Here is a 26,886-nt window from a genome sequence, read left to right as displayed (position 1 = left end):
ATCGAGCTCGCGCGGGGCGGCTCGGTCACCACCTTGTAATACTCGGCCGCCAGATTGCCCCGGGTCTGGATGTCCAGGCGGTCTGGAGGTTCTTGCGTGGGACCTTCAGGCGCTTCCTTGAGGGCGAAGCCGAGTTGGCGCACGGATTCATCGACGAACTCGTCGCGCGCCACTCACGCTTCACGATGCTGGTGAAGGTCGGTGGCAAGGACGCTGAGAGCGTCACCTCGGACCTCTCTCGACAGGTGCAGACGCCCCCACAGCCCTGCGTCGCACTCTCACCTGGGACTGCGGCATGGAAATGGCGCGGCGGTGGAGCTTCAGCGTCGAAACCCATGTCCAGGTCTACTTCCGCGACCCGCAGAGCCCCTGGCGGCTTGGCGCACAGCCCCCACCTCCTTCCTATACTCTCACGACTTACGGAGCCCTGACGTAAAGGGAGTCCTGAAGAGAGATGGAGAGGCTGTACGGAGTTTCTCCAGGGCTTGCCGCTGATGGGATGTCAATGCTCGCGTCGGTACGGTCAGTTCCCCTCGGCTGCGCAGCGCCAGGTCCAGCGCTGGCACATGGCGCCGACGCATCGGCGCCGTCAGCAGGGACTCGTACAGTGATTCCAGGCCGAAAGGCTTTCCGTACAGGTATCGCCGCTCCATTTCGAATCGCGGCTGTTCATCCTTCCACCACGCGAGAACCGCTGTTGTTGCCGGTCGGGGCAGGTCATCCTCCGGTTTGTGCGTGAGGTCGGCCGTGAGGTCGTCCTCTTCCAGTGGAGGCAGGGAGTCCTCCTCCGAGGGCTGAACAACGAAGCGCTCTTCCAGAGGAAGGCCCGTGATGGCGCAGAAGGCCTCGAGCGCAAGGTGAGACACGGTCGGGTCCTCCATCCATTCAAGGCACGCCTCGGCGGCGGACCGCCGGCCGCTGAAGCCTAGCGCCCACAAGGTATCCGGACGGTGGCGCGGCTCATGAAGGAGCTGCCTCAGCTGTTCCTCATCCCTTGCCTCGCCTCCCAGGGCCAACAGCAGTGCCGGGAACCTCAGGTCGGGCGCCCTGCTTTCGACCGCTGACTGGCAGGCTGCCCACGCGGAGCGATGTCCGCCGAGCAGCCCTGCCTCGATGGCGGCGTCCCGGAGCTTGGGTTCGGTCGAGTTCAGATAGGATTGGAACAGGTGTCGGTCCAGCGGGTGGTGAATGCGTGCTGCGACTCGGAGCGCAGCCGCGGCGACCCTGGGCTCCTTGTGCCGCAGGAGTTCGGGAAGGGTCGGGCCCGGATCGACGCCATGGGTGGCGTGCAATTCCAATGACAGGGCGAGCCGCGTGGGGTCTTCCTGCTTCAGCAGCGTGGGAAGCCAGGAGGGCAGCGCCTCGGAGCCCCTCAGCTCGAGTGCTCTGTACAAGGCGGGGAGAACCTCGGAGCTTGTCGCTTCAAGGGCTGTACGCACGAGGTCTGTTCCCGAGGGCTCCTGGACATTGAGGAGGGTATAGGCCGCGGCAGCGACCTGTTCGGCCTCCATCTCCTCCAAGGCTGGAATGAGCAGCTTCTCGACCGCAGGAACTCCAGCGACGATGAGCCCGTCCACATGGGCCAGCAGTCGCGCCTCGATCTCGGCTACGTCCACCAGCGTGAGGTTGGATGCGACAAGGCCGCGCTCCCTCTGGTTCCAAAGAAAAGAGGCCTCGCCCAGATGCTCCTCGAGCACGTCCATCAGCACGTCCCGCATGCGCCGAAGCGTAATCCAACCTGAAGGAGTAGCTCTACCCGGACGTCCGGGACGTCATCGTCACGCTTGAATGTTCAAGGCGTTGGGAAGCCTGCTGTACTTCACCTGGAGTGCGGGCATAACGTGACGTCGAAATGCTGCGAGTCGGGAGGGTAAGATGGGGGTGCTCGTCTATGCGGAGAACATGGGCCTCTTCCACAAAGGCAGTGGTGGTAAGGGGATTGCCCCGGCAGACGTGTGCCTCACCCCGCCTCCTCCGCCCGCGGGTCCCGTGCCGGTCCCGTATGTCAATGTCCTCTCCTCCTCGGATCTCGCGAACGGCAGCAAGACGGTGAAGGTCGAAGGGCAGCCGACCGCCCTCGAAGATTCATCCTATGTCTCCACGAGTACGGGTGACGAGCCGGGAACCCAGGGCGGCAACGTCGTCACCCATAAGACCAAGGGCAAGGGATACTTCACGCTCTGGTCCTTCACCGTCAAGGTCGAGGGCAAGGGTGTCTGCCGCCATGGCGACATGATGGGGCAGAACAGTGCATCGACCCCGCCGGGGTGCGTCGACCCTTCCGCCATTACCGCATTCAAGGCCCTGTCCTGGGTCAACACGGTGACGCCCTGTCCCCCGGACTCCTATCCGGGCAATGTCGGCACCAACGAAGCACAGCAGGATGTCTGCCGTGGCGGTCCATGCTGGCAGTGCAGCAGTCCCAAGTCCGGCTATGGCGCCCGGAAATCCAAGGTGCAGCTCTTCCACGACTTCAAGACCGACGAGCGGTTCACTCCCGATCACCAACCTCCCCAGAAGACGGCATGGTACATGGGGGGATGTCATGATCCCGTTCAGTTCGAGCAGTGGGCGAAAAGCACGGCGTCTGTGAAGGCACATTGCAAGAACTGCTCACCCGCCCAGGGCGGCGTCATTAAACATGTCACAGCGTCCGACATCCGCAGTTGGATGTAGAGGAGCATCGATGAGTTCGTACGATTCCCTGTTCCGCAATTACCTCGAAGAACTTCGTACGGCTCGCGACGAGGCGATGCGGTGGTGGGACTCGCTCGTTCAATTCGCGGGAGAGGACCCTGAAAGCGCGTACGCCCAGGTGCGGCTTCGCTGGCCCGCGGGTCCTGTGTCATACCCACGGATCATCGCCGTCTATCGGAATTACTACCTGGCGTGTGTCGCGCTGAATGAGGAACTCGAATCCACGCGCCAGTCGTCCAGCCGCCCGTCGGCGGGCTGGGGCGAGGACGACGAGGATGATGCCCCCGGAATCATTCCGCCAGTCCGTCTCCTGCTCGATGGGCTTGAGCCTGCGGATCCCGAGCTGAGCCGGTTCATGGAGGGATTTGTGTTCTCGCCCATTGGCTTGGACGTCAATGGAAGGACCGTCTAGGTTCGATATGACATTGCGGACGACTCACAATCTGCAGCGCGGTATCCATCGGCTTCTCATGGCGCCGCAGGACGTACCCGTCAAGGCCCCTGTCCCCTGGCGCGAGCCCATGTTGACCCTGGCGGCTGCTTCGGACGGCCACCGCGCGCTGTTCAGGGAATATAAGGAGTTTCTCGCGGATTCGATGCTGATCGCATTCGACCTGTGGGAGGACCGGGTCCGTACCCATGAGGATCGGGGCCTGGACCCTGACGCCGCGCTGCAGGCGGCTTACAGTTCCTTCTTCGCGGGTCCGGCCGCGTGCCCGCAACTCATCTGGGTGTTGCGGACGTACTGGCTCAAGTGTGATGCGCTCAACCGAGACGTCTCGCCTGACGAGCGTGTTCCTCCTCAGGTGCTCCTGCTCGGTTGGATCATGCAGGAGGGGCAGGACGATTGGGTCCAGGTTCTCACTGCAATGCCATACTGGCCCATGGGAATCGACGCTGATGCTCAATGGGGGTAGCCATGTCCTTCCAGACTCCACTGAGCAACCACACTCCTTTCGCCGCGGAGAAGTTCGTCCTCATCGGTCCCCAGGGACAGGAAGCGGTGCTGGTGGTGCTCGCCGCGACGTTCAAGACATCCAACGCGGTGCTCCAACTGGCGGACGAACAGGCCGGCGTCCGCCTCACGGATGCCTATTCCGGCCCCCCGGGCCAATCCAGCCTTCTCTCCACGCATGAACTGGCGTTGTTCAAGCCTCTTGTCGATGTCATCATTAGCGGGTCCGCGTATGCTCCCGGTGGAAGGCCCGCGGAGCGGGTGCCCATCGAGGTCCGCGTGGGCGATGTCCAGAAGGCGCTTTGGGCCTTCGGTCACCGTGTCTGGGCGGCCGGTTTGCTCACGCGCCCGCACCCGTTCACGAAGATGCCGTTGCTTTGGGAGCGTGCGTTCGGAGGCGTGAGTCCGCGGACTGGGGCTGCGTTCGACCGCAACCCGATTGGTCTGGGGTTCGATGGCGCCAGATCGATCGAGGGCTTGCCTGGAGAACTCCCGAACCTCGAATATCAGACAGCGCCCATCCGACGTCACTCCGACGCTCCACCCCCTGCGGGCTTGTCGCCCATTGCTCCTTCCTGGGAGCCTCGCCGCTCCCTGGCGGGTACGTATGATCAGCGCTGGCTTGAAACGAAGTGGCCTCTCCTGCCAACGGACTTTGATCCGAAGCACAACCAGACGGCGCCTGTCGACCAGCAGAGCCGCACCATCGTCGGTGGAGAACCCGTTCGCCTCCTGAACCTGACTCCAGATGGGCTCTGGACGTTTCGCCTTCCCGTCCTCGATGTTCCCGTTCACCTCCTCTACGATCGCGGCGTGAAGCGCGTCGCGCTGAAGCTGGACACTGTCGAGCTTGAACCCGATACCCGTCGCGTCCGGCTCACGGCTCGCGTCAGCCATGAGACCGTTCGCGGGAGTGAGCGCTTGCGGGAGATTGTACTTGGCCACATGGGGGAGGCCTGGCTCCGCGCGCGTCAAAGCGGGAGGATGTACATCGATCATCGGAATACCCGCGGTGTCGACCCTTCCAGACCGACATACCGGGTATGAACATGCGCACGCTATATCTTGAGAGCTGCGGTGCGGTGACACCCGTTGGGCTTGATGGCTTTTCCACGTGCGCGGCGATCCGTGCCGGCATCAACCGGGTCTCCTACGCGATTCCCGTACCGCCGCCCGGGGAACCGCTCAAGGCCGCTCGCGTGAAGGCGGGACGTGCGCTCCGGCGCACCCCTCGGGAGTGGCTCCTGAACCTGGCGAGCAGAGCCCTCAATGAATGTGTTGTCTCGATGCAGCCCTCAACCCGGCCTGTGGCGCTGTTCGTGTGTCCTCCCGAGCCATTTCGAAAACACCCCGGACTCGAAGGCATCGCACGCCAGGACTTCGTTTCCATGCTGGCGGCGCGTCATGGCTTGAAACTCCATCCGGGTTCGCGCGTGTTGGACGGAGGCGCGGCCTCTGTCTTCGACGCGCTCGCTGTCGCACGGGAACTCCTTGCTCAGGATGCCATCGCACGCGCCTTCATTGGCGGCGTAGATTCGCTTCTCAACGACAGGGATATCGAGCGACTGCGCAGAGGCCACCGGTTGTATGAGGAAGGGAACCCTCAGGGGCTCATTCCGGGAGAAGCGGCTGCCTTCCTCTGCGTCACGCGCTCGGGCAGCGAGAGTCCATATGTTCCGATCGCCGCGCTTCGTGGCTCGGGTACGGCTCACGAACATCAGACCGTGGACGGCCCACGGTACTCCGTCGGCGAGGGGCTTGGAAAAGCGGTTCGCCTGGCAATCGATGACGCGCGTATCAGCGAAGCCGAGGTTTCATTCGTCGTCTCGAATCACAACGGAGAGCGCTATGCGGCCTGGGAAACGACGTTCTCGCATGCGCGTACCTATCGTACCCGCCGCGAGCGTCTGCCCGTGATGTACCCTGCGGCCTCGATTGGCGATGTCGGTACGGCGGCAGCCGCCTTGTCTGTCATCATCGCGGGCGTAGCCGTCGCAAGGGAGTATGCGCCAGGAAAGACAGCCCTCTGTGAATGTCGCTCCGAGGAGTCACTCCGGGGCGCCTGCGTCGTGGGGCCGTCACCGGTGTCTTCTCCGTTCTCGGCGCCGGGGCAGCGGCGGCTCGCCAGGCACGCGTAGGACAGGATTCCGAAGGCGCTGACACTCACCTCTGACGGCACATTGCTGGATGACGAGCTGCGCCCCGCCGAGGACCGCTGGGGCGGCGTGGCGCGCGCGGCGCCGCAGGGGCGAGCTGCGGGGCACGGAGGGATTGAGGTCGTGAATTCCCCGGGGAACCCCCGCTACGAAGACGGCATGAACCCACAGGGCGTGTGCCTGCTGCTCCTGGCGATGCTTTGTGTCGGATGTGCGCCCCCGCTTCCCACCTTCGCGGGGGCGGTCCTGGCGGCGGAGCCCCATGCCATCTCGGTGGCCGGGACCCTCTGGAAGGTCGCCGCTGGCGCATCCGACAAGGACCTGTTGGAGAAGCTTCGGAAGGTCGAGCGGGGGACCTAGCTCAAGGTCTACCATGACGCTCCAGGCAACGGGGCCCGAGGAAGTCCAGCGCTTCGTGGCGGTCACCGCCCTGGGGATGTGCCGTGCAATCCTCCAGGGTGCGGTCTCGCCAGCGTATGCATGCAGCCGGCTCTTTGGACCGGCGCTGCTCACCCGCCTGGAAGCGATGGAAGTGCATCCTGAGCTGCGCCACGCCATCCACCTGGCGACGGAGTTGGAGGATGTGGATCAACTCGTGCCAGAAGCCCTGACCCGCTCCATCGCGGAGATCGAGGACAGGCTCCTGAAGTTGCTCGCGACCCTGCCAGCTCCTACTGCCGATGGCGAAAGGTGGCTGGGAAGACTTCCCTCCCGGGGGGAGTAAAGCCTTCTCAGCCCCCGCCCCACGCGTCATCGCTGTAGGTCACCTGTGTGCCGTCCGGGTCGTAGAGGCGCAGCAAGGGTCTGGTTGACCCTTGGCCCGGGAGTGCCTGGGACCCGCTCACTCCGCCCGCTTGCGGCGCCGTGACATGATGCGGCTCAGGGCTACCTCGGTGATGCCGAGGTAGGCCGCCACGTCGCGCTGGGGAATCCTTCCCTTCAGGTGGGGATGCTCCTCCCAGAACTTCACGAGGCGCTCCTCCGCGGACAGCTCCAGGAACTCCTGCTCACGGCGCTCCTTGAGGACGAAGTGCTGCTCCGCCACCCGGCGCGCCAGCCGCTCCCAGCACACGTGGCCCTGCTCCAGTTGCTGGAAGTCCTGCGTCTGGAACACCAATACGTGGCTCGGCTCGAGCGCTTCAATCGCGGTCATCGACGGCAGCCGCTGCAACATCTCCGCGTAGGCGCCAATCAGCTCTCCCTCGGCGCGGAAGGCCTTGATGGACTCGCCCCCGCGTGGCGATACGCGCACGCCCCGGAAGACGCCCTGGAGCACCACGGCGAACCGGTCCGCCGCGTCCCCCGGACGCATGAAGAGCTCCCGCTTCGCGAGCGACTGCTCCTTCGCCACGGCTTCGGCCTTCACCCACTCCTCGGGAGGAAGCGGGGCCAGGGTGGCGAGGCGCTCGAAGAGCTTCGGGAATCTCACGTCGCGGGGACCTGGGCTTGACCTGGGTTAAGGCGGAGGCGGCTTTGGGAAACATATACCGGGGGCATGTCCCTCAATGTCTACGCCGTGGCCACGCCCTTCGTCATCGCCCTGGCCCTGGCGGAGTTCGCCTGGTGCGTGGCGCGGCGCAACGGCTACTACAGCTTCCAGGACTCCATCGCGAGCATGGGCACGGCGGTGATGAACCAGTGCGTCAACGTCGCGGTGGCCCTGCTGGTGCTCCCCCTCTTCACGCAACTGGGTGAGTACGCACCGTGGCGGCTGGATGCTTCGTCGCCGCTGTCGCTGGTGGCGCTCTTCCTGGGCGTCGACTTCCTCTTCTACTGGTTCCACCGCTTCGGGCACCGCACCAACATCGGCTGGGCGGCCCACTCGCCGCACCACTCCACCGAGGAGCTCAACTACGCGGTGGCCTTGCGCGCGAGCGTGACGCAGCGCCTCTTCTCGTTCCTCTTCTACTGGCCGCTGGTGCTGGTGGGCTTCCCGCCGGAGGCGGTGCTGGCGATGGTGGCCTTCCACCTGGTGCTCCAGTTCATCCCCCATACGCGCGTCATCCCCAAGCTCCCCCGGTGGGTGGAGTCGTGGCTGAACACGCCGTCGCACCACCGCGTGCACCACGCGCGCAACGACGCATACATCGACAAGAACTACGCGGGCTTCCTCATCATCTGGGACCGGATGTTCGGCACCTACGCGGAGGAGACCGAGCCGTGCTCCTACGGCCTGACCACCCCGGCGAACACCTGGGATCCGACGGCCATCAACTTCCAGGCGTGGGCCCGGCTCGCTGCGGACGCCGTCGCCACGAAGAGCCACTGGGACCGGCTGCGCCTCTGGGTGATGCCCACGGGCTGGCGGCCCGCGGACCTTCCTCCGCGCGTGTTGGGGTACTGGAAGCAGGAGGGCGCGGAGGTGAAGTACCACTCCCAGGAGCTGTCCGGCGTCCGGGGCTACCTCGTCTTCCAATTGTTCGCGTCGATGCCGTTCATGCTCCTGGTGAGCCACCATGCCTCACCGTTGTCGGGCTGGCAGAAGGTCGCGTTGAGCCTGCTGCTCTGGGCGATGGCGACCGCCTGGAGCGGGATGCTGGAGTCGAAAGGGTGGAGCGAGCCGCTGGAGCTCGCACGGGTGCTCGCCATGGGCGTGGGGGTGACGCTGTGGCTGGTAGGGGCCAGCGCGCCCGCGGCGTGGAGCGCGCTCACGGCGTCGTGGCTGATGGTCTCGCTGGTCTGGCTGCGGGTGGCGCGCGGTGGCGCCGGCCGGAGGTCCCAGACGAATCCCTTCGCAGGCTGAGAAGGTACGTGCTCAAGCGCTCCGCGACGCGATGAGCGCGAGGTTGCGCGGAGACAGGCGCGGATCGAAGAGCTGGAGGAGCTCGACCTGGAAGCCCGACTCCTCCAGGAGGAGCGCGCGATCCAGCAGGAGCACGACCTCCAACGGCCTCGCGAAGCGGTCCCTCAGCAGATGGCAGAGCAGGAGATCCCGCGTCTCGGCGCGAACGGACACCTCGAAGGCATCCAGCTCCGTGTCCGTCATGCCGGCATCGAGGCCCAGGCGCTCCAGGCGGTCGCGCGCATAGACGGCGAAGCGTCCGGCATAGAGCGCCCGGGGCGCGTCTCCTGCCCTCACGAAGCCGCGCTCGGGAAAGCGCCGCCTCGACAGGAGTTCGAACGCGAAACGCCACGCGTACACCTGCTTCATCCGTGCGAACTCCACCTCCGTCTTGTGATGCCGTCCCCGCGTCGTCAGTGCCAGGGCATGCGGGGTGAAGGGCAGCGGATGCGCGCCCCCGAAGCGGGAGACGGGGTAATCCCGCGGGGCCTCCAGCTTGTCGTAGCAGCAGCCGATGTTCAGGACGAAGCCCGCCTCTTGGCTCTTGCGGAGCTGCGTGAGGGCGAGCGGCCCGCAGGTGTGCAGACCGATGGAGGCCCGGTCCCGGCCGGAGAAGAGCGGATCAATCTGTGGTTGGAGCCGGTCCTCGACGGAGGCCTGGATGAAACACAGGGTGTCCCTGCCCGGGGGGTGGGTTCTCGTCAGCCACCGCCGGCCCTTGTCCTGCAACGCGGCGTCCCGATCGATGCTGTGGAAGGTCCACCCGAACGTCCGTGCACAGAGGCGGGCGAGATGTCCCATGCCGCCGCCGATATCGACCGCCTGGCGGATGAAGTGCGTCCTTTGCGCGAGCAGGGCGAGCACCCGCTCGAGTTCGTGGGTCTTCTTGGCGCTGAGTCCCTGCGTCTCCGCGACCGTCAGCGCGTGAAGGCCCTCGTGCCAGGGCAGGGCCGTGAGTTCCTGGAGCGCGCCGAGGAGAGCGCCCAGGGACGGAGGCGGGACGCCCACGAGCGCCCCCTGGTCCAGCCGCCGCTCGCCTGCTTCATCGAGCGACCGGGCATAGGCCAGCCAGTCCTCGGGCCAGGCGGCGCCGGACCCGGGCCGGCCCTGGAGGATGGAGCGGGACCAGAGCGGGGACCAGGGCCGGAGTTGGTGCGTGAGCGCCTCGAGTCGCGCCTGGAAGTCCATGTCGGCGCATCCTATGCGCCGCTGCTCCGCCAGTAGGTGATGACGGGGCCGAACTCCCAGGGACTGGAGGCGATCCCCTCGTGGAGCGTGGCCTGGATGTGGGTTGCGTCGTTCGTGAAGGAAACAGGAAGGGTGCGAGCGATTCAGGAGCACCTGGGACTGCCCACGCCGAGTGCAGGCGGGCCCTGGCGCGAGGGCCCCCAGGCTGCATGGTGTTGAGGCTCAAGTCCTCACCGGAAGTGCAGGAGCTCAAACGCATCGGCTGAACCCTCTCACGCGACAACTACACCGGAAGTGCAGGAGCTCAAACGCATCGGCTGAACCCTCTCACGCGACAACTACGTTGACACTCACCGGTTTCCTGACGTTCGCGGCTCCCCAACCCTCACCCGCTCCATCCTTCGCGGCGCGCGCCGAGCACGGCCGCCGTTTGCGCTCAAGCGATCCGTCACGTCATTGGCCGGACGGTTACGCCGCAACGACCGCATTGGAAATCCAGGAGCACTTCTCATCGTGCGACCAATCAGCGACTGGGCGCACCGGAGCTTTCTAACGGCACTCCAGCCGAAGGCTTCTCACGGCGTCGCCAACCACAGATGAACCAGCGTCACATCCACACACGGATTCGAAAGCCTTGAGCGTTCGTGTGCGCTCTCGCTTCGATCACTTGTCGACCCAGGGCGGTGGTGTTTAAAGCCGGCATTCCCAGTCAACACAACGTGCAGCGCCTGAATAGGCGTCGACCCGTCTCGGACATAACCAAGCATCGCTCCGCTCGGCATCCACGCAGCGTACTCTCCGGAGGTGAACCGATGTACGCCTTTCTTATGATAATCATTCACGGACTTCACGCCATTAACAATTTTGCATTCAACAAACCAGCCCCAACGCGTCGTATTTCTTACCGATGTATATGCTGGCGGCCGAAACGTTAGGTCAGGCATCTTCTGCAAACGCCCATCGGCCGTTCGCTGATGCTCGCTGCGCGAAACCGACTCGAAATCTTTAATCCATGTCGCAAGCCGCACACCATCGCAACGCTGGTTCAGCAACATCTGCAGCTTCTCCGTAAGGGTCTCCTCATCAGTCGTCCGAAGAACCTGCGGCTCCCGCACCACGAGCTGCGACCAAGCCCACCGCAGCGCCTGGATAATTGCTTCCTTATGCACTGGTACAAGATCCGGCTCGTGCGAGATGATCTTAGGCGCAACAGAGAGCGGAAGACGAAGCTGACGACTCATGGCGATGACTGCTCCGCAATGAGGTCCGTCGCAAGAAGGCGCGCGCGCGTCGGCGTCCACAGCGCATAGCGCTCCAACAAGCCGATGAACCACGTCGTCTCATTTGCACGTGCTACGACGAGCGATGCGCCATTGGTATCCGCCTCCTCCAGAAATGTTCGCATCGGAGGAGCCAAGTCGGCCACCACTTTGGCGATATCCAAATCGACTTGAATGACGCGCCAAGGATTGCACCTCAAGTCCTCGCGCTCGATCACTGCCGCATGCATTTCAGATGCCGCGAGCACGCTCCCCAATGAGTCTGCAAGCACGTTGGCAAAGCGCTTGCGCTCCTGAGAACTAGGTGCCCTGACCGCATTGCGCTTCGATTCAACAGATGGCAGCGCAGTAGCAATCGTATCTCGGATGGCCTCATCCTCAACAGAAGATAGACCAAAAGTGCCGAGAATGAAGTCATCTATTGCATTGGCAGTCTCAACAGACATACCCTTCTCTAGCTGTTCCGAGAGTTCCATGGCGACACGCCGCTGGTCGCGACTAAGCTTCTCATGTGGAACGACTGGAAGAAATGCAAGGCTCTCTTTGTAGATAGCATCACGCTCAACACCATACCTGCCATCCACCAACAACTCCACAAACACCATCAAGCTCGACTGCAACCAGAGCTGCAAGTAGCGCGCGACAAAATCTCGCTCTTCTACATGCGCCAGAGATAATCCGTGATAAGACGCATGAAACACAATGCTGACATCAGAGCGGCTCGCGCGCGGAACCAGCCGATCAGCGGAGATATTCTCCCTCAACAAAAGAAGAGGCTTTTTGTATATGGATTTATCGCGAGGGAACAGTAGCGTGCTGCGCTCGAATCTTGGAAGAGCATCCACATCAACCACGAAGCCAAGCTGATCAATGCCTTTCGTGTCAGGCATTCCAATCATGTGGCTCGCATCAAGTTGCTTCCCCGTTTTCCCGCCGACTTGGTAGCCGTTTTTGAACTCGGTCCCAAGCCTCTGCAAATACTGGCCGAGTTCCTCGCCACAGCATCGCATGGACTCAAGCGCGCGAGCCGCAAGCCGGTTTGCACGAAACCGTATCTTCAGCTCCCATGGGCGCGCGACAACGGCTGAGGCAGGCACGATTTGTGCGGCAAGCCAGTCGACCCGCATGCGCGCCTGCTTCGAGTCCTGTTCTGCATCTAGAGCAGGACTTACGAACTGAAATGCTGCATCCTCAAACGGCTCAGGCAACTCGTTCGTTGCAAAGAGCACGCACCATGGGGCATCCACCTCTGGCCATACGCTAGTCAGACGCAGCATCGATCCGTTTAGGATCCCCGTCACCCTGAAGGCTCGAAAAATATTATTCCGAGCCTGTGTCGAACGATCTGAAATGCCGAACAACCAACGCGCATGGGTTATCAGCGCAATCCGTCCGCCCTCCTTTGCCCACTCCATGGAACGCCACACGAACGGCAAGTCCATATTCGTGTCTGGAAGGTCGAACGCCGCCGCGTGAGCATCGCCAAGGCGCTCGCGGACTACTTCCCTAGAATGAGTAACCCATGCCGTCTTGTCCGACATCCCCTCCTGCTTCGCTGTCCACGGAGGATTGCCAAGAATTAGGTCAAACCGGCCCCGGAACTGCTCCTTAACCGCCCCGAGGCTTCCGTAGGCGCTAGACGAAAGATCGAACAGAACATTGTCGCGCAAATCATCAAACTTCAATTCGCTCAACGGCTTCGGTTTTGGGTCAAGCTCAAGCGCCGTCAGATATAGAGCCAACTCTGCGAGCCTAAGTGCGCGACCGTCAATATCGAAGCCAACAAGCTGCTTATTTAAGATTTCACGAATCCGCTTCCGCTTCGGCCTTTCGCCCTTCTCCTGCCACTCCCGCTCAACAAGCCCTCGAAATGCAGTTACCAGAAAGCCGCCCGCCCCTACTGCTGGATCGAGGATCTGCGGCTGAGAGCCCGGCGGCAGCTGCGCCAGCGCTTGCGTCACTACGAATTCGACGAGATGCGATGGCGTATAGTGAATACTTCTCTGCGCCGCCTCACTCGCATCAATACTGTGCGCGAACGCCTCATACACCTCGCTAAGTAGACCTACCGGAACATACGAGAAATTTATCTCTTTCCAGTCAGTTGGAAGCCGTAGTTGACCCGACTCAGTTGCCCCGTGTGCGATGTTGCCGAGCACAAATGAGAAGAGTTCAGGGTCAAATTGTTTCGGATTTTGAGCGAACGGCAATAGGCCGCCGTTGAACACTTCATCAAGCCATTGAAATGTTCGCAAGGCCCGAGCCTTGCCGTCGAGGCAATGTGCCCAATCCTTCGCGTTCTCGCAGACATCATGCGGCTCCAAGCCCATCAAGAGCTTGCGGTCGACGAGAAATCGCCAAAAAAGCCCCCGCCCAACAAGGGACAGAGCATCCGTCTGTGAAAGGCCGCGAGCAGTCGCATCCCTCGCTGAGCGGTGGAGCAGTTGCGTTAGGTATCTGCGACGAGCAACATCGTTCTGGCCAGCGCGAACGTCGTTAAGGAACCTTGGCAGCGCCCACTCTCCAGACCTAGCAGACAATTCCTCACTGGGGCTGATTTGCTGGCTGTCGACATCGACGCGGAACACACGCAGGAGTCCTGGATGCAGCACGCCGACCCATGCCCCATCACCGCGCAATGCGATGCGCCAACACCAATGTGCGAACTGCTCGTCCGACACCCCGTCACGGCCATCGAAGACATGGACACACGGCCGCCCGGCATTCTCCACGACAACCGGGCGACGCCAGTCGGGGGAACTCGCACGCAGATCAAGGTAACTGAGCACGCGAGGTTGGTCGTCGCGGTCTGTGTCGACGAGCTGAGACGGCAGGGCACCGTACCCTTCGAGCTCCTTGAGGATATTTCTCGATGTGCCCTGCATCCGTGTGCCCCGATTGTAGGCGCCTGTCGGCCGACGCCCATAGGCGTCGGCCGCTACCCCCTCTACACGTCTCCTGCCTGCCATGCATCACGATACTCATCCCGGACGGCGGTCTCCAGGGGTTAGCCCGCAGAGGGGAAGCGCCGGATGCCGACCATGCGATACCGTCCACTGGCCTCAATGAGGCTAATCACCGGATGAGCCCGACCGCCGGGAAGCCCCCGTACGGGAGCACCGCCGTCTCCCGGAGCGAAGCTTGCAGCTCGCGAGGCGTTTCCCGCAGCGGTCCTCCGCAGCGCTGGACGTGGGCGTGTCGTCCAGCTTCGCCGCCGGGGGCCCAGCGTAGCCGCAGCCCTCGCCCCGGTACTCCCAGCCCTCATCTGGGTGATGACGCGCAGCGGGATTCGCACCCCGTTCAGCTCGCACCATGCGGCCAGACTGAACTCGGTGATGTGCTTGTTCTCCGTCGTCTTCTGGTCGACCACGAACTCGTCGTCCGTGAAGGCGTCCAGCAGCGATGCGGTGGGGTTGGCGCCTCCGGGGAAGTTCACGGCGTCCAAGTACCGGACGAAGGTGCGCTTCCGCAGGACGCGCGCGCCCTGCAGGTCATTGAAGTCCCGCGCCATGGCGCCGATGGTGCAGGCGACGTTGGCCAGCGCCAGCGTGGGCCGGGGCAGGCGCCCCATGCCGGACTTGTCGAAGCCCTTCGCCTGCACCGCCCAGTGCTGGTAGGCCATCTCCTGCCAGACGACGGGCCCGCGGAGGCCGTTGGTCCGTAACCGTCCGGCCAACGACGTGCTGTGAGGGATTGCCGGGGTAGCGGTGCACGGCGGACGCTTCCGGACATGGCGAATTAGGTGGAGAAGCCGGAGTGGGCGCGCATCGCGGAAGCCTTCGATTCCAGCGGGCAGACGCAGCAGGAGTTCGCACTGGCGCGAGGCGTGTGACTGAGCACGTTGCAGTCGTGGGTGTACCGCAGGCGGCGGGCTGGGGCGGCGCGAGCCGAGCCTGTGCGTCTGCTCCCGGTGCAGGTGACGACGGCGCCCGCAGCGGCCGAGTCCGTGCTGGAGGTGGTGGCGGCAAGCGGAGCGCGGGTGCGAGTCAACGTGGGCACTGACGTGACGTACGTGGCGCGGCTCGTCGCGGCGCTGGGGCGGTGAGGCGGCTATGTTTACCCTTCCTGCGTGGGTACGCGTGGTGCTGGCGACGGAGCCGGTGGACATGCGCAAGTCCATCGACGGCGGCCTGGGGCGAAGACGTCTACTCAGGGCACCTCTTCGCCTTCGTCTCGCGCCGGGGTGACCGAATCAAGGTGCTGATGTGGAGTCAGGGCGGCTTCGTGCTGCTCTACAATCGACTGGAGACGGGCCGCTTCCGGCTGCCCCGGGTGGAGGCGAAGGCGGTGACGCTGGACGCCACGCAGCTGGCGATGCTGCTGGACGGCATCGACGTGGCCGAGGTGAAGCGCCAGTCTGCCTGGGCGCCCCCGGGGCGTACAGGTAGCTGAGCACGTCACCTCGTGAATGGCCTATCTGGCGCGTCGTTGAGAGCGGGTGCCCAGAGTCCTCCCCCTCGACCATTTCTGCCCTTGGCGTGAGGAGGCCGAGGAGCTTCGCGAGCGGATGACGTCGCTGGAGTCGAAGATGGCCGCGCTGGAGCGGCGCGTCTTTGGTAAGAAGACGGAAGGAGCTACCGCCTGTCGCCCAGCAGCTGAAAGGCGAGGCACGAAACCCCGAGCAGCAAGCGGCACAAGCCGAGGCCTCCCTGGCGAAGCGTCGGGAGCGCGCGGCCCGGAAGGCCGTGGAGGCCCCGGCGCGCGAGGTGCGGCACGCGGTGCCGCCCGAGTCGCAGCACTGCCCAGCGTGCGGCCGCGAGGACTTGAAGCCGCTGGGAAAGGGCCGCACCTCGGTGGTGTACGAGTACGTGCCCGCCTTTTTCGAGCGCCAAGTGCACATCCAGGAAGCCCTTGCGTGCGCTTGCGGCCAGGGCGTGGTGACAGCGCCCGCGCCCGCGAGGGTGTGGGCAAAGGCGAGTACGGCCCCGGCTTCCTGGCGCACGTGGTGACGTCCAAGTGCGCCGACGCGATGCCCCTCCACCGGCTGGCGCAGCGGATTGAAAGGGGCGGCGTGCCCAGGCATCGCAGCACGCTGACAGGCCTCTTCCACCAGGCCGCCTCGGTGGTGCGGCCTCTCTCGTCGCACCTCTTGCAAGGCATTGCGGCCGCCGAGGTGCTGTGCGCCGACGAGACGCCCGTGCGCGTGATGGACGTGAAGAAGACGCGCCAAGGCGACCTCTGGACATTCCTCACCCAGACGCCGAAAGGCGAGTGGCTGGTGGGCTACCGTTTCAGCTTGGGGCGCGCCAGCACGACGCCCAAGCACGTGCTGGGCGGCACCCGGGGCGCCCTCGTGGTGGACGCGTACACTGGCTACAACGCGGTGACGCTGCCCGAAGGGCGCGTGCGCGTCGGCTGCTGGGCGCACGTGCGCCGCCGCTTCTTCGACGCGCTTCCCTCCGCGCCGGAAGCCCGTGAGGCCTTGGACTTCATCCTCGCCCTCTACCGCGTGGAGGCGCAGGCCGCGCGACGCGGGCCTTGTGCGCACCGACGCCCACCGTGAACTGCGACTGCAGCTCAGTGCGCCTGTCCTCGCCGCGCTGTGTGCCTGGCTGAAGGAACAGGCCCCGCGCCACCTGCCCAAGGGGCCGCTGGGGCAGGCCCTCTCCTATGCCCGAAAACAGTGGGACGCGCTCACCCGTTTCGTCTCCGACGAGTGCCTGCCCTTGGACAACAACCGCAGCGAGGCGGCGCTGAGAAAAGCGGCCCTGGGCAGGAAGAACTTTCTCTTCGTCGGCCACGAAGCCGCGGGCGAGAACCTCGCCGGCCTCTACGCCCTCGTCGCCACCTGCGAGGCCAATGGCGTCAATCCCGAGGACTACCTCGCCGACGTGCTGCTGCGCGTCCAGACGCACCCGAACGCCCGCATCGGGGAGCGCTGCCGCACGAGTGGAAGCGACTGCGCGCTGCCGACGCGGCCTGAAGCCTCGCGTTTCCATCCGTCACGGCTCGTGCCGTGCACGCCAGTCGTCCGCCTTCAGTCGATCCGGCACGTCGTTGGCCGGACGGTTACGGTGTTCCCCCGCCCGGATGGCTCGATGCAGTCCCCGAACGCTGACCTTGCCGCGCTGCTCCGGTCCGCGATGAACCGGGCCCGGTTTGTCGAGAGGGAACCCAAAAGTGCCGCCGCTGTGGATACGTCGAGCACGCTCCCTCTGCCGACGTGCGCCGCTGCTCGAGGGCAGGGTGCGGCTTCATGCCGTGGCCCTCGCCTAAACCGCGCGCCACGCCGGGCCGTCCTGCGTAGAGCGCCACCTACGCGTATGAGCGCACCTTGCCCCGAGCACGGAGCGCCCCTGGCGCATCACGTTCTCGTGGAAGGGCAGGGGGAGTGGCGGGCTTCTTCGGAAACTCGCGGGGACCTTGGGGTGAAAACGAGAAGGCCCCGGTCCACGACGCGCGGGAGCGGGGCCTTCAGGACTGCTCAAATCAGCGGTTTGGGTCCGGCGCACCGCACGCGTGTCTCCTGTCCTGGCTCAGATTTCGTGCCGGATGAGCCAGAACACCGCCGTCTGGTGCGACACCGGGAAGTAGACGACGTAGACGCTGTGGTAGTCCTTCGCGCCCGGGGCCACCGGCTCGCTCGCGTAGAAGCGCGCCACCTGCGCTGCCTCCGTGCCGTTGCCCAGCGCGCCCGGCAGCGCCGCCACCAGCTCCGGGAAGAACTGCTGCACGTGGCTGCCGAACTCCGCGTACGTCAGGTCTGGCTGCCGCTCGAACTGGAGGTTCTGGTTGGCGCTCAGCGCGGGAATGGACGCGAACGCCCCTTCCGCCACGCGGTCCAGGGACACCGGCGTCGTGCCGGCCACCGAGGGCACGTTGAGCGCCCACAGCGACTCATCACACCAGTTCTCGCCCGTCTTGCAGTGCGTGTGGCCCGCCGCCTGCGCCGCCTGGAGCGTGCTGCTCAGCGGAAGCTGCGTGAGGGGCAGCGGCCCCGCGCCGTAGTAGCGGTAGTAGAAGTCCTTGCACACCGGCCACATCTTCGTGGTGAAGGCGGACTCACCATCCGCGCACCACGGCTTCGCGCCGGAGGACACGAAGCAGTTCTCCACGAAGGCCGCGTGCGCGTCCTGCGCGTCCGTGCACTGCGGGAGCGCCTGCGCGGGCGTGAGGCCCTGCGTCTCCACCACGCTCTCGTCACACACCTCGATGCGCGTGGCCACGTCCAGGTCACAGGCCGTGAACAGCGACGGCTCCGCGCACGCGCTGTTGAGGCAGCCCAGCACCAGGCGGAACTGCTTGCCCGCGCCCGTGCCGGTGCTCACCACCGCCAGGTACTCGCCGCCCTGCGCCAGCGTCAGGCCGGTCACCTTGCTGAGCTGGCCATAGCCCGCGTCGTCGTCCTGCGCGCGCAGCGTGGTGCCGTAGCTGCCGTTCGCGTTCTTCGGGCCGTAGATGAACAGGCCCGTGTCCAGGCCCATGCTGCTGCCCCCGTGCGTCACCTCCAGGGCCACCTGCGCGCCAGCGGCCACCTTGAAGCTGAACGACAGGTACTGCGGGTTCGTGGTGAAGCTCGTCTGCACGAAGCTGTTGAGCCCCACCGGGCCCAGGAACGCCGTGCTGTCCACGATGTTGCCGCTGGACGGCGCGGGCGGCGGATACAGCACTGACTGCGCGCTCGTGCCGACCTCCGAGGCTCCAGTGTCCTCCACCGGCTCCTGCGACGGACCGCACGCCACCAGCAGCAACGACGGCAGGAGCCACGACGACATCCGATTCCACGCGTGACGCATGAGGCACTTCCTTGGCTTGGGGGGAACGACAGCTCAGGGAACGGCGAGGTCCTGGAACCACGTCGCATACGGCGTGTTGCGCACGAGGTGCCGGTTGAAGTCCGGGGCCCCGTCGGTCCACCACGGCGCGCCCCGCTCGCCCAGGCCCACCTTGGCGCGGTGGACGCGGGCGCGGGCGTTGCGTTCGGCCGCCGCATCCTTCGCGCGCTTCGCCCGGCCCACGTCCGCGCGGGCCCGCATCAGCGCGGCCACCAGCAGCTCACGCTGCCGGGGCCCGAGCGCCGGGTTGGAGCGGCGCCACAGCCGTCCCTCCACCACCAGGTAGCGTCCATCCGGGGTGGTGGGGGGCGGCGCGTGCGTCACGGCACCGCGGGGAAGAGGAAGCGCAGAACGTCACCGAAGCGCGCGGACCAGGCCGCCTCGTTGTGCTGGCCGCCCTGCACCACGGTGTACTTCAGGTCGCCGTCCAGCACCCAGCCCTTGGCCACCAGCGCGTCGCGCAGCGCCTGGGCATCCGCCACCGTCTCCGCCTGGCTGCCGGAGCCCTCGTTGGTGCCGATGTCCTCCCAGATGCGCAGCGCGGGCTTCGTGCCCAGCGCTTCCACCGTGTGCACGATGTCCCGGTTCGCCCACCACACGGACGGCGACACCACGCCCAGGCGGCTGAACACTTCCGGGTGCTTCAGGCCCAGCGACAGGGACACCAACCCGCCCAGCGACGAGCCCGCGAGCCCGGTGGACTCCGGCCCCGTCTTCGTCCGGAACTCCGCGTCGATGCGCGGCTTCAGGTCGTTGATGAGGAACTGGCCGTAGGCGTCCGCGCGGCCCGCGTCCGGGTACTCGGGCGGGAAGGGCACCGGCGTGTACTCCGCGATGCGGTCGGACGTGTTGTAGACGCCCACGATGATGAGCGGCTCCACCTCCTTGGCCGTCACCAGCGCCTGCGCCGTCTCATCCACGTTCCACTCCCCAGCGAACGCGGTGACGACGTCCATCAGGTTCTGGCCGTCGTGCATGTAGAGCACCGGGTAGCGGCGCTGGGTGTCCGTCTCATAGCCGGGCGGCAGCCAGACGATGACGTCGCGCGGCTTCAGCGTCGGGTCCGTGGGCGTCACCGCGCGCAGGTAGCGCACGTCGCCGGTGAGCGTGGGGTCCGGCGGCGGCGGCGGGGTCGAAAGGTCCGCCCAGCCGCCCACCACCACGGACACGCGCTCGAAGCCGCCGCCCGTCGTGAAGGTGTGGTTGGCCACCTCCGCGCCCGTTTCGCTCTTCTCCACCGTCTCCCACGCGCCGCGCGTCACCTTGAACTCCAGGGCCGCTCCCACCGGGAAGGTGACGGCACCGGCATAGGCATTGTCCACGGCCTTGGAGAGCTCCACCTCCGCGCCGTTCCAGTTCCCCAGCTCCGGCTGGTTCCCGGACAACCACACCTTCGCATCCCGGGGTGTGATGTCCGGCGTCTTCACGATGAACACGGTCCGGGCGCCTGTCTCCCCCTCCGCCGGTCCAAAGCGCTCCACCGTGAGTGCGACATTCTCCTCGTCCTCGTGGACGGTGAGGGTGTGGTCCGCCTCCGGGGCCCCCGCGGCGTCGAGCGCCACCCAGGCGACGGGCGCCGTCATCCGCACCGCGTAGGTGAAGGCGGTGTCCTTGGGCAGCCGGGCCTTCAGGCTGAACACCCGGCCACCCTGGTAGACCATCTCCAGGCCCGGCCCCGCGGGGCCTCCGAACGTGTCGCTGGGGCCGGTGAGGAAGATGGCCGCGTCGGCCGGCGTCTCCGGCGGCACCGTCACGTCGAACTGCACCGCGGAGAAGTGCTGCTCGGCGGGGACCTGGGAGTCGGAGTGACAGCCCCAGAGAGCCGCGAGGCCCAGGACGAGCAGGAGGACGGGCCGCGAGGGCCGCGAGGAAGGCGAAGGAGACGACATCGGTGGTGGAGCCTCCGGGGGCCGGAACAGGGGCCCCACGCGAAGGCACATCGTAGCAGTGCCCTCCGACACCGTCAGGCGGGTCCCCGGAGACGGGGGAAGTGTCCCGGGGGACAGACCCCTTGGCAGATGGCGGACAGTGCCTACCTTGCGCCGCGCACAGCGGGCACCGGGACGCGGAGTCCCGGCCCCCTCAAGCGAAGGAGTCGCACTGCATGAAGAAGCTGACGCTGCTGGCCGTGACGCTGGGTTCGCTGGTCGTGGGGGCGGGCTGCCACCGCAACACCCGTGACGAGGCCAAGGACGACGTGGAGGAGGCCGGCGACAAGGTGAAGGACACCGCCGAGGACGCCGCCGACGCCACGGGCGACACCGCCGAGAAGGCCGGCGACAAGATCGAGGATGCGACCGACAAGTAGGACGTCGCAAGCGGAGGTCCGTGGGTCCGGGGTCGTTGACCGGGGACGGGCCGGGCCGCGCTGACGTGGACACCCTGGACGTCGGACACCCTTCGTGGTGCCGGCCTCCGGGGTGTCGTCGTTTCCGGCCAGGGCGGTCAGCCGGGGGCCGCGCCCAGGACCCAGTGGCGCTTCACGGTCCACCCCAGGAAGCACTGCGCTCCCGGGGGCGCGTCCTTCCTCTGTCCTCCGCTCACCGCGTGGCGCAGTCCGAGCATGGCGGGCGCGAGCCGCTGGGCGAGGTCACCTCTCCGCTGCGAGAGCCGGGCCTCCATCTCCTGGAGGAAGGCCGGATGGGTCGCTTCGGGCCGGAGCGAGAGGAAGAACAGCATGTGCCGCCAGGCGTAGGCGGCGTTCTTCACGTTCCGGAGCCTGGAGCGATACGCGGGCGGCCGCGCCTCCAGCAGCTCGCACACGCGCGTGAAACAGCGGAGCGCCAGCGCTTCCAGGTGGGGTTCGAGCACGGGCCGCAAGTCCAGGGCCTCCACCAGGGTCGCCAGGTTGTGCGTGGTGAGGATCTGCGCCTGCTCGATGACCCGGCCGTTCGCCGCGACGCTCCGTTGCGCGCTGCCTTCGCCATCCTTCGCGCGGGCCGTGCACAGGGCCGCGAAGGCTTCCGAGGTCCTGGGGCCATGCCTGGACTGCTTCGTGTCGTTCATCACCTGGAGCGCGGAGGGCAGGTCGTAGTAGCGCGCGTACAGCGTCCCCGCGAGCTGCTCCTGCGCCTGACGCGCGGCCTCCAGGTACTTCTCCGTGAAGGCGCCCATGAAGATGTCCGCGGCCAGCTCGTCCACCACCGGCACCTGGAGGTCCGCGCCCTTGAGCAGGGCCCTGACCTCCTGGAGCAGCTTGTTGGGCAGGAGCACTTCCGGGAACGAGCTCAGCGTGAGCCGCACCAACTGCTCCAGGGTCCGCCTGGACGCTGTCTCCGCCGCGAGCCCCAGCTTCCGGTACGCGTCGATGGCTCCCACCCAGGGCAGCTCCTCCAACTTCACCTGGGACTCCAGGTTCACGAGCAGCAGCGAGCGCCGCCGTCGGAACGCCGTGTACAGGGCCGAGTAGAGCGCGCGCAGGGACGGCTGGGAGATGCCGAGCGCCCGGACCTGCGCCGACAACTGCGGAACGACGCGGGCGAGCGTCTCGCTGGAGCGGATGAGGCGCTGCTCGACCAGCATCTCCACGGGGGCGTTCAGCGAGAGCCGCAGCTTGCGCTCGATGCTGGCGGGGAAGGCGAAGCCCTTCACGGGCGCGGTCAGTGCCTCGAGTGAGTCGAGCCCCGCGTCCCCGGGCAGTCCGTCCATCCGGCGCAGGGCCTCCCGGGCGAAGTCCACGCCGCTGGGGCGTTCAAGCTGCTCCCGCTGCCTCGCGCGAAGGGCGTCCAGGCGCTCGGAGCCCGGAAGGCCGCGCGCCTGGGAGATGGCTTCGAGGACGCCGCGCACGCGCCGCGCCTGTCCTGGGAGGAGGGACGTGCGCGCCTGGAGCGCATCCTTGAGCACGGTGTGGAGCCGGCCGAAGTTGAGCTGGGGTTTGCGGGGCCAGGCGCAGAGGGTGTGTTGTTCGAGCGCGCGGTCGATGTCGGAGAGCAGGGTGCGTGCACGCGGCTCGAAGTCCGCGTCGAAATGGAAGGCCGGAGGGGCCTCGCGCAAGGCCCCCGCCCAGAGCGCCACGAGGCGGTCATACAGGGGCGTCCATACCCGCGCGGACTCCCACTGTCGCTGGAGCTCCGGACGCGGACGGACCCGCGCGAGCGCCCCTCGTGTCTCCCCCACATCCCGCACGTGGACGAACGCGGTGTCCGCCTGGGGCGTCGCGGCCGGCACCGGGTAGAAGCGCAGGCGCGGGAAGAACGGTGCCAGCTGGTCGAGCAGGCCTCGCGCGCGCTCCGCCTGGTCATGGTCGAGCAGCCACGCCACCACGAGCAGCGCGCCCTCCTCGGGGACCTGGATGCGATAGCCGCCCGTCCGGAGCATCCGCCGCAGCTCCGCGAGCCCCTCCTCGCCCAGGTACCACGCGTTCAGCACCGCCCGCGCGTTGTCCGTGTCCTCGCGTTGGAGCCGGGACAGCAATGCCTGCTCATGCGGTTGCAGCGCCCCTTCCGCCAGCAGGCGCCCGGTGGCGAAGCCGCCCTTGGCGACCTCCAGCGTCGCCCAGGCGGGGACTTCCGCCACGGGCACGCGCGAGCCGACGGTCAGCGTGCCCTGGATCATGCCGGAGAAGACCTCCGTCCAGGCGCGCACCTTGTCCTGAGCTCGGGCCCGCGCTTCCGCGTCCGGGTGCTCCTGGCTCGTCTGGAGCGCCCGGGCGAGCTGCCCTAGCGGATACTGCGTCCCGATCTCCACCTCGCCGCTGCCATCGTCCTTGTGGTCCACCCGGATCCCCCTCGCGTCCACGCACCGTGCCGGCCACCGGCAGTCTGGCCCAGGACGCGCCGGACGAAAACCCGACACGGACCGCGCGCTCAGTATTCCTTCAGGAGCGCGCCGGCCACCGTGAGGCCCAGCCGCTTGAACAGCGCCGAGACCTTCGCCTTCGGGATCAGCTTCTTCGCGGCCGCTTCGACACGCAGGAGCGAAAAAGCGAGTTGATCGAGCGAGGTGAAGGCCGGCGCGACAGTGCCTTCCTCGTGCGCGTAGCGGACGACCGCCCCCGTCGTGACGTCGAGAAGGAACATCTCGCCGGAGCCGTCGCTCGCGATGCCGACGAACTTGTCGTCGTTTGCACCGAACAGCTCCTCCTTCTTGCAGTCGAAGCCGTAGCTGTCGAAGTCGAAGGCGAGGGTCATCGACGGCACTCCACCGCTCATCACCACCGCGTCCAGCGCGCGCCCCGCGGGAACGGCACGGACCTTCTCGCTGCCGGGCTTCGACACGCGGGGCGCCTTCGGGAAGAAGCGCGCCGCGTCGGCCGCGAAGTCACCGCGCTCGATGTAGCCGGCCAGGGCGCTCACCTCGGTGGCCTCACCCCACTCGGTGAGCGAGGTCTTGCCCACGTCCAGGGGCGTGCCGTCCTTGGCGAAGTACGACGTGCTCTTCAGCTTGCCCTTGGCGAAGACCGCCGTGATGCGATGGGGCCAGGGCTTCGGGACCTTGAAGACCTTGTGCAGGAGCTTGGTGCCGGCGTGCTCGAACAGGGCCCCTTCGACCGGCCCGACGACCCACTCGAGGGCACCGTCGATGACACCGTCACGCAGCTCGACCCGCAGCGTGTCCGGGAAGTCGAAGCCGGGGCGGAAGCGCACCTCGACCAGTGCGCCGTCCGCGAACGTCGCGAGCATCGTGCTGGTCGGCCCCTTCGGCAGGCCGAGCGCCGCCTGCAGGGCCACGCGCGGCGCGTGCTCGGACATCTGGTGGATGGCGAGCGACCACTTGATCTCTCCATCCAGCTTGCCGTCCTTGCGTGTGGCGTCGAGCAGCAGGAGGCCCGACGGGTGGATCCACAGGCGCTCGCGCGAGTCATTGGGGCCTCCGAGCCGCCAGAGGTTGGCGTCGGCATCGAAGGTGGCTTCGGGAGGTACGTCCTTGGGGCGCAGGGCGGTCGTCATCGTGCCGGACCATACCTGCCGCATCCCTCATTGGGCTGCTCATCAACCACGCCTCCCGGAGGTCTGGAGGCGCCGTGCTAGAAGGGACGGGTGATTTCCGCCCTTCCCGCCCTGAACGAAGCAGACGCATCCCAGGGCCGCGCAGGCGTCGCGAGACTCGCCTTCGAGCGCTCCGGTCCACGCACCGTGGTGCGCACCGCGCTGGCGCACAGCCCGCTGCGGCTGCTCACCCCGCGCAACCACGGCCACGCGGCCTGGGCGTATACGAGTTCGTTTGGCGGCGGGCTGGTGGACGGTGACCACCTGCGGCTGGACGTGGACGTGGCGGAAGGGGCCACGGCGCTGCTCGCGACCCAGGGCTCCAACCGCGTCTACCGTTCTCCCAAGGGCTGTCGCAGCGACCTGCACGCGCGCGTGGGCCCGGACGCGCTCTTCGCGTGGGTGCCGGACCCCACCGTGTGTTTCACCGGCGCCCGCTATGCCCAGACCTTGGACATGTCACTCGCGGCCGGGGCGTCGCTGGTGCTCGCGGACGTGGTGACGGCCGGGCGCAGCGCGCGGGGTGAGCGGTGGGCCTTCCTGCACTACGCCTCGCGCCTGCGCGTCGCGCGGGAAGGCCGCGCGCTCCTGGATGAGAAGTGGGTGTTGGATCCCGCGCAGGGGGCGCTGCCTGCGCGCCTGGGCCGCTTCGACGCGCTGGCCACGGTGTTGCTGGTAGGGCCCGCGCTGGCTTCCGCGCGAGAGGCATTGGCCGCGCGGGTGGCGGGCCTGCCGGTGAAGCCGCGCGCGCAGGAGATCCTCTCCGCGAGCCCCCTGGGCGAGGATGGGCTGCTCCTGCGCGTGGCGGCCGTCTCACTGGAGACGCTGCTCTCCACCACGCGTGACTGGCTGTCGTTCCTGCCGGGCCTGCTGGGCGACGACCCGTGGGCGCGGCGGGTGTGATGGAGGTCATCGGCGGCACGTGAGGGCCGCCGAGCTCCCGGGAGTGCGTCAGTTGTAGCGGGTGAGGTCGAAGGACTTGTAGTCGGGATACAGCCGGTCGATGTGCTCCGCCGTCAGGTTGACCAGGTCCTTGTGGCTGTTCGTCTGCCATTCGGCGGTGTTGGCATCCATCAGGCGGCTCTTGCCGTCGGTCTTGTGCAAGCCGATGACGTGGCCATCCGCGGACTCGCCCGGCTTGCGAAGGCCCATCCGGTAGTGGCCGTCCTCCTTCGTGCCGTCGAACAGCTTCTGGCCGAAGGTGCTCCCTTCGATGGGCTCGTAGTCCTGCACGCGCACGCCCGGGTTGCCGCCGCCACGGCCGGTCCGGAAGTCGTCGGTCAGGCTCTGCATCGCGGCCTGCTTGTGCTCGAGGGCTTCCTTGTCCTGGTTCAACTGGGCCATTCCCGCCTTGAACTCCTGGTTCAGCTCGGCGCGCTGTTGCTTCAGGCCCTGGCGCTCGTCCGGGGTCAGGTCCGGGTTCGTGAGCAGCTCGTTGATCTCATTGCGCTGCGCGCGCTTGTCCTTGAGCTGCTCCACGCTGTCCTGGAACTTCGAGACGGCGGACATGTGCTCGTTGTTCAGCTTCGTGAGGGAGTTGCTCTGGAGCGACTCCGCGTGCTGCTTGTCGATGAGGCCGCCGAAGTGGTTGTCGGTCAGCTTGCCGAACGCCTGGGAGCCCTTCTTCGGGTCGCCGCCCGCCTCGATGCCGGTGCGGATCCACTCGGACGTCATCGCGCTGCACACGCCGTCCTGCGTGCCGGAGGGCAGGTTCGGCTTCTTCAACATCGGGTGGCCGCCCTGGTCCGTGTAGCGGAGGATTTCCGAGCCCGGCACCTCCGCCTTCATCTCCTCGGCCACCTTCTGGATTTCAGGGCGCACCGGCGCGGCCTTGCCCTTGCCCGGGGTGCGGCCCATCGCCAGGTCCTGCACCTCGCTCTCGGAGAGCTTCGGCGCCTGCACCTGCGGCCCCTGGAGGTCGTGCGCGTTGATGTTCGGACGCGACGACGAAGAGGACGCCTCCGCGTTCGGCGTGGGCTTCTTGAACGAGTCCCCCTGCGGCGTCTTGTCCGGTCCCGCCGTCTTCACGGGCGCCGCCGGCTTCGACACGGGCTGGGCGCCCGTGGAGGTCTTCCCCTGGGCCACCGTGTTGTCCACCTTCGGCGGGGCGGGGGGCGCCTTGGGCG

At 66.6% G+C, this 26,886-nt stretch carries 24 protein-coding genes and 2 pseudogenes; 13 read left to right on the top strand and 13 right to left on the bottom strand.

Annotated features, from left to right (window positions below; translation table 11 throughout):
• Window positions 1-410: 410 nt before the first annotated feature.
• Window positions 411-1,718, bottom strand: a complete 1,308-nt coding sequence (locus tag D7X74_RS04600) for a TIGR02270 family protein (RefSeq protein WP_120531686.1) — start codon at window positions 1,716-1,718, stop codon at window positions 411-413.
• Between the two features lie 157 nt (window positions 1,719-1,875).
• On the opposite strand from D7X74_RS04600, the gene D7X74_RS04595 reads away from it, so the two are divergent.
• The 7 genes from D7X74_RS04595 to D7X74_RS04565 all read left to right on the top strand — a co-directional run bounded on the left by D7X74_RS04595 (window position 1,876) and on the right by D7X74_RS04565 (window position 6,532).
• Complete coding sequence (locus tag D7X74_RS04595) at window positions 1,876-2,676, top strand: DUF4150 domain-containing protein (protein WP_120531685.1); 801 nt, start codon at window positions 1,876-1,878, stop codon at window positions 2,674-2,676.
• 10 nt (window positions 2,677-2,686) lie between these two features.
• Complete coding sequence (locus D7X74_RS04590) at window positions 2,687-3,109, top strand: hypothetical protein (protein WP_120531684.1); 423 nt, start codon at window positions 2,687-2,689, stop codon at window positions 3,107-3,109.
• Between the two features lie 109 nt (window positions 3,110-3,218).
• The gene (locus D7X74_RS04585) at window positions 3,219-3,614 is read left to right on the top strand and encodes a hypothetical protein (RefSeq protein ID WP_147446472.1); all 396 of its coding nucleotides are present in this window, start codon (window positions 3,219-3,221) and stop codon (window positions 3,612-3,614) included.
• Window positions 3,615-3,616: 2 nt separating this feature from the next.
• A complete protein-coding gene (locus tag D7X74_RS04580; protein ID WP_158622181.1) occupies window positions 3,617-4,699 on the top strand; it encodes a DUF2169 domain-containing protein in 1,083 nt (360 codons plus the stop codon).
• Window positions 4,696-5,790 carry a hypothetical protein gene (locus tag D7X74_RS42590; protein ID WP_147446471.1) on the top strand — a complete coding sequence of 365 codons (1,095 nt, stop codon included), beginning with the start codon at window positions 4,696-4,698 and terminating at the stop codon, window positions 5,788-5,790. The genes D7X74_RS04580 and D7X74_RS42590 overlap by 4 nt, the downstream gene beginning before the upstream one ends.
• Before the next feature lie 177 nt (window positions 5,791-5,967).
• A complete protein-coding gene (locus tag D7X74_RS42585; protein WP_147446470.1) occupies window positions 5,968-6,168 on the top strand; it encodes a hypothetical protein in 201 nt (66 codons plus the stop codon).
• A 13-nt stretch (window positions 6,169-6,181) separates the two neighbouring features.
• Window positions 6,182-6,532 (top strand): DUF3969 family protein, encoded by a 351-nt coding sequence (locus D7X74_RS04565; protein ID WP_120531679.1) that lies wholly within the window; start codon window positions 6,182-6,184, stop codon window positions 6,530-6,532.
• 117 nt (window positions 6,533-6,649) lie between these two features.
• Here D7X74_RS04565 and D7X74_RS04560 read toward each other — a convergent pair whose 3' ends face one another.
• On the bottom strand, window positions 6,650-7,237 hold the full coding sequence (locus D7X74_RS04560) for a Crp/Fnr family transcriptional regulator (RefSeq protein WP_120531678.1): 588 nt from the start codon (window positions 7,235-7,237) through the stop codon (window positions 6,650-6,652).
• Between the two features lie 66 nt (window positions 7,238-7,303).
• Here D7X74_RS04560 and D7X74_RS04555 point away from each other — a divergent pair, with 66 nt between their 5' ends.
• A complete protein-coding gene (locus D7X74_RS04555) occupies window positions 7,304-8,551 on the top strand; it encodes a sterol desaturase family protein (RefSeq protein WP_120531677.1) in 1,248 nt (415 codons plus the stop codon).
• Between the two features lie 12 nt (window positions 8,552-8,563).
• Here the strand turns inward: D7X74_RS04555 and D7X74_RS04550 are convergent, their stop codons facing one another.
• From D7X74_RS04550 to D7X74_RS45190, 5 genes and pseudogenes are all read right to left on the bottom strand, one after another.
• Window positions 8,564-9,778 carry a methyltransferase gene (locus D7X74_RS04550; RefSeq protein ID WP_120531676.1) on the bottom strand — a complete coding sequence of 405 codons (1,215 nt, stop codon included), beginning with the start codon at window positions 9,776-9,778 and terminating at the stop codon, window positions 8,564-8,566.
• A 575-nt stretch (window positions 9,779-10,353) separates the two neighbouring features.
• Window positions 10,354-11,019, bottom strand: a complete 666-nt coding sequence (locus tag D7X74_RS42580; protein WP_147446469.1) for a hypothetical protein — start codon at window positions 11,017-11,019, stop codon at window positions 10,354-10,356.
• Window positions 11,016-13,943 carry a class I SAM-dependent DNA methyltransferase gene (locus tag D7X74_RS04545; protein ID WP_158622180.1) on the bottom strand — a complete coding sequence of 976 codons (2,928 nt, stop codon included), beginning with the start codon at window positions 13,941-13,943 and terminating at the stop codon, window positions 11,016-11,018. The genes D7X74_RS42580 and D7X74_RS04545 overlap by 4 nt, the downstream gene beginning before the upstream one ends.
• 186 nt (window positions 13,944-14,129) lie before the next feature.
• Window positions 14,130-14,372 (bottom strand): hypothetical protein, encoded by a 243-nt coding sequence (locus D7X74_RS45195; RefSeq protein ID WP_370450709.1) that lies wholly within the window; start codon window positions 14,370-14,372, stop codon window positions 14,130-14,132.
• Window positions 14,336-14,734 (bottom strand): annotated as a pseudogene (locus D7X74_RS45190) (phage minor tail protein L); the annotation flags it as partial. The pseudogene D7X74_RS45190 and the gene D7X74_RS45195, both read right to left, overlap by 37 nt.
• Before the next feature lie 219 nt (window positions 14,735-14,953).
• On the opposite strand from D7X74_RS45190, the gene D7X74_RS43995 reads away from it, so the two are divergent.
• From D7X74_RS43995 to D7X74_RS45185, 3 genes and pseudogenes are all read left to right on the top strand, one after another.
• Window positions 14,954-15,103, top strand: a complete 150-nt coding sequence (locus tag D7X74_RS43995; protein ID WP_158622179.1) for a hypothetical protein — start codon at window positions 14,954-14,956, stop codon at window positions 15,101-15,103.
• Complete coding sequence (gene tnpB / locus D7X74_RS04535; protein ID WP_120531673.1) at window positions 15,100-15,450, top strand: IS66 family insertion sequence element accessory protein TnpB; 351 nt, start codon at window positions 15,100-15,102, stop codon at window positions 15,448-15,450. The genes D7X74_RS43995 and tnpB overlap by 4 nt, the downstream gene beginning before the upstream one ends.
• A 115-nt stretch (window positions 15,451-15,565) precedes the next feature.
• A pseudogene (locus D7X74_RS45185) lies at window positions 15,566-16,981 on the top strand (IS66 family transposase).
• Between the two features lie 553 nt (window positions 16,982-17,534).
• On the opposite strand, the gene D7X74_RS04525 reads toward D7X74_RS45185, so the two are convergent.
• The 3 genes from D7X74_RS04525 to D7X74_RS04515 are packed head-to-tail and all read right to left on the bottom strand — an operon-like array spanning window position 17,535 to window position 20,722.
• Complete coding sequence (locus tag D7X74_RS04525) at window positions 17,535-18,773, bottom strand: hypothetical protein (RefSeq protein ID WP_233595818.1); 1,239 nt, start codon at window positions 18,771-18,773, stop codon at window positions 17,535-17,537.
• 54 nt (window positions 18,774-18,827) lie between these two features.
• Window positions 18,828-19,157, bottom strand: a complete 330-nt coding sequence (locus D7X74_RS04520) for a hypothetical protein (protein WP_120531671.1) — start codon at window positions 19,155-19,157, stop codon at window positions 18,828-18,830.
• The gene (locus D7X74_RS04515; protein ID WP_120531670.1) at window positions 19,154-20,722 is read right to left on the bottom strand and encodes an alpha/beta hydrolase-fold protein; all 1,569 of its coding nucleotides are present in this window, start codon (window positions 20,720-20,722) and stop codon (window positions 19,154-19,156) included. The genes D7X74_RS04520 and D7X74_RS04515 overlap by 4 nt, the downstream gene beginning before the upstream one ends.
• A gap of 215 nt (window positions 20,723-20,937) precedes the next feature.
• Between D7X74_RS04515 and D7X74_RS04510 the strand changes: the two genes are divergently transcribed.
• Window positions 20,938-21,141, top strand: coding sequence for a YtxH domain-containing protein (locus D7X74_RS04510; RefSeq protein WP_120531669.1), 204 nt, complete (start codon window positions 20,938-20,940; stop codon window positions 21,139-21,141).
• Window positions 21,142-21,278: 137 nt separating this feature from the next.
• On the opposite strand, the gene D7X74_RS04505 is transcribed toward D7X74_RS04510, so the two are convergent.
• Both D7X74_RS04505 and D7X74_RS04500 read right to left on the bottom strand, forming a co-directional pair.
• Complete coding sequence (locus D7X74_RS04505) at window positions 21,279-23,549, bottom strand: hypothetical protein (RefSeq protein ID WP_233601968.1); 2,271 nt, start codon at window positions 23,547-23,549, stop codon at window positions 21,279-21,281.
• A gap of 89 nt (window positions 23,550-23,638) precedes the next feature.
• Window positions 23,639-24,721, bottom strand: a complete 1,083-nt coding sequence (locus D7X74_RS04500) for an SMI1/KNR4 family protein (protein WP_120531668.1) — start codon at window positions 24,719-24,721, stop codon at window positions 23,639-23,641.
• Between the two features lie 90 nt (window positions 24,722-24,811).
• Between D7X74_RS04500 and D7X74_RS04495 the strand changes: the two genes are divergently transcribed.
• Window positions 24,812-25,663 (top strand): urease accessory protein UreD, encoded by an 852-nt coding sequence (locus D7X74_RS04495; RefSeq protein WP_370450708.1) that lies wholly within the window; start codon window positions 24,812-24,814, stop codon window positions 25,661-25,663.
• 48 nt (window positions 25,664-25,711) lie between these two features.
• On the opposite strand, the gene D7X74_RS42915 is transcribed toward D7X74_RS04495, so the two are convergent.
• The coding region (locus tag D7X74_RS42915) for a hypothetical protein (protein WP_158622178.1) at window positions 25,712-26,886 on the bottom strand (1,175 nt) is incomplete at its 5' end.

This window comes from Corallococcus sp. CA047B, from assembly GCF_003612065.1.
GTDB classification, from domain to species: Bacteria; Myxococcota; Myxococcia; order Myxococcales; family Myxococcaceae; genus Corallococcus; species Corallococcus praedator.
This window is presented reverse-complemented; position numbering and strand designations above follow the sequence as displayed.

Excerpts from the sequence above, each read along its gene's own strand:
- D7X74_RS04600 (WP_120531686.1), bottom strand. The coding sequence starts at position 1,718 with ATGCGGGACGTGCTGATGGACGTGCTCGAGGAGCATCTGGGCGAGGCC.
- D7X74_RS04595 (WP_120531685.1), top strand. The coding sequence starts at position 1,876 with ATGGGGGTGCTCGTCTATGCGGAGAACATGGGCCTCTTCCACAAAGGC.
- D7X74_RS04590 (WP_120531684.1), top strand. The coding sequence starts at position 2,687 with ATGAGTTCGTACGATTCCCTGTTCCGCAATTACCTCGAAGAACTTCGT.
- D7X74_RS04585 (WP_147446472.1), top strand. The coding sequence starts at position 3,219 with ATGTTGACCCTGGCGGCTGCTTCGGACGGCCACCGCGCGCTGTTCAGG.
- D7X74_RS04580 (WP_158622181.1), top strand. The coding sequence starts at position 3,617 with ATGTCCTTCCAGACTCCACTGAGCAACCACACTCCTTTCGCCGCGGAG.
- D7X74_RS42590 (WP_147446471.1), top strand. The coding sequence starts at position 4,696 with ATGAACATGCGCACGCTATATCTTGAGAGCTGCGGTGCGGTGACACCC.
- D7X74_RS42585 (WP_147446470.1), top strand. The coding sequence starts at position 5,968 with ATGAACCCACAGGGCGTGTGCCTGCTGCTCCTGGCGATGCTTTGTGTC.
- D7X74_RS04565 (WP_120531679.1), top strand. The coding sequence starts at position 6,182 with ATGACGCTCCAGGCAACGGGGCCCGAGGAAGTCCAGCGCTTCGTGGCG.
- D7X74_RS04555 (WP_120531677.1), top strand. The coding sequence starts at position 7,304 with ATGTCCCTCAATGTCTACGCCGTGGCCACGCCCTTCGTCATCGCCCTG.
- D7X74_RS04550 (WP_120531676.1), bottom strand. The coding sequence starts at position 9,778 with ATGGACTTCCAGGCGCGACTCGAGGCGCTCACGCACCAACTCCGGCCC.
- D7X74_RS42580 (WP_147446469.1), bottom strand. The coding sequence starts at position 11,019 with ATGAGTCGTCAGCTTCGTCTTCCGCTCTCTGTTGCGCCTAAGATCATC.
- D7X74_RS04545 (WP_158622180.1), bottom strand. The coding sequence starts at position 13,943 with ATGCAGGGCACATCGAGAAATATCCTCAAGGAGCTCGAAGGGTACGGT.
- D7X74_RS45195 (WP_370450709.1), bottom strand. The coding sequence starts at position 14,372 with ATGGTGCGAGCTGAACGGGGTGCGAATCCCGCTGCGCGTCATCACCCA.
- D7X74_RS04525 (WP_233595818.1), bottom strand. The coding sequence starts at position 18,773 with ATGTCGTCGTGGCTCCTGCCGTCGTTGCTGCTGGTGGCGTGCGGTCCG.
- D7X74_RS04515 (WP_120531670.1), bottom strand. The coding sequence starts at position 20,722 with ATGTCGTCTCCTTCGCCTTCCTCGCGGCCCTCGCGGCCCGTCCTCCTG.
- D7X74_RS04510 (WP_120531669.1), top strand. The coding sequence starts at position 20,938 with ATGAAGAAGCTGACGCTGCTGGCCGTGACGCTGGGTTCGCTGGTCGTG.
- D7X74_RS04500 (WP_120531668.1), bottom strand. The coding sequence starts at position 24,721 with ATGACGACCGCCCTGCGCCCCAAGGACGTACCTCCCGAAGCCACCTTC.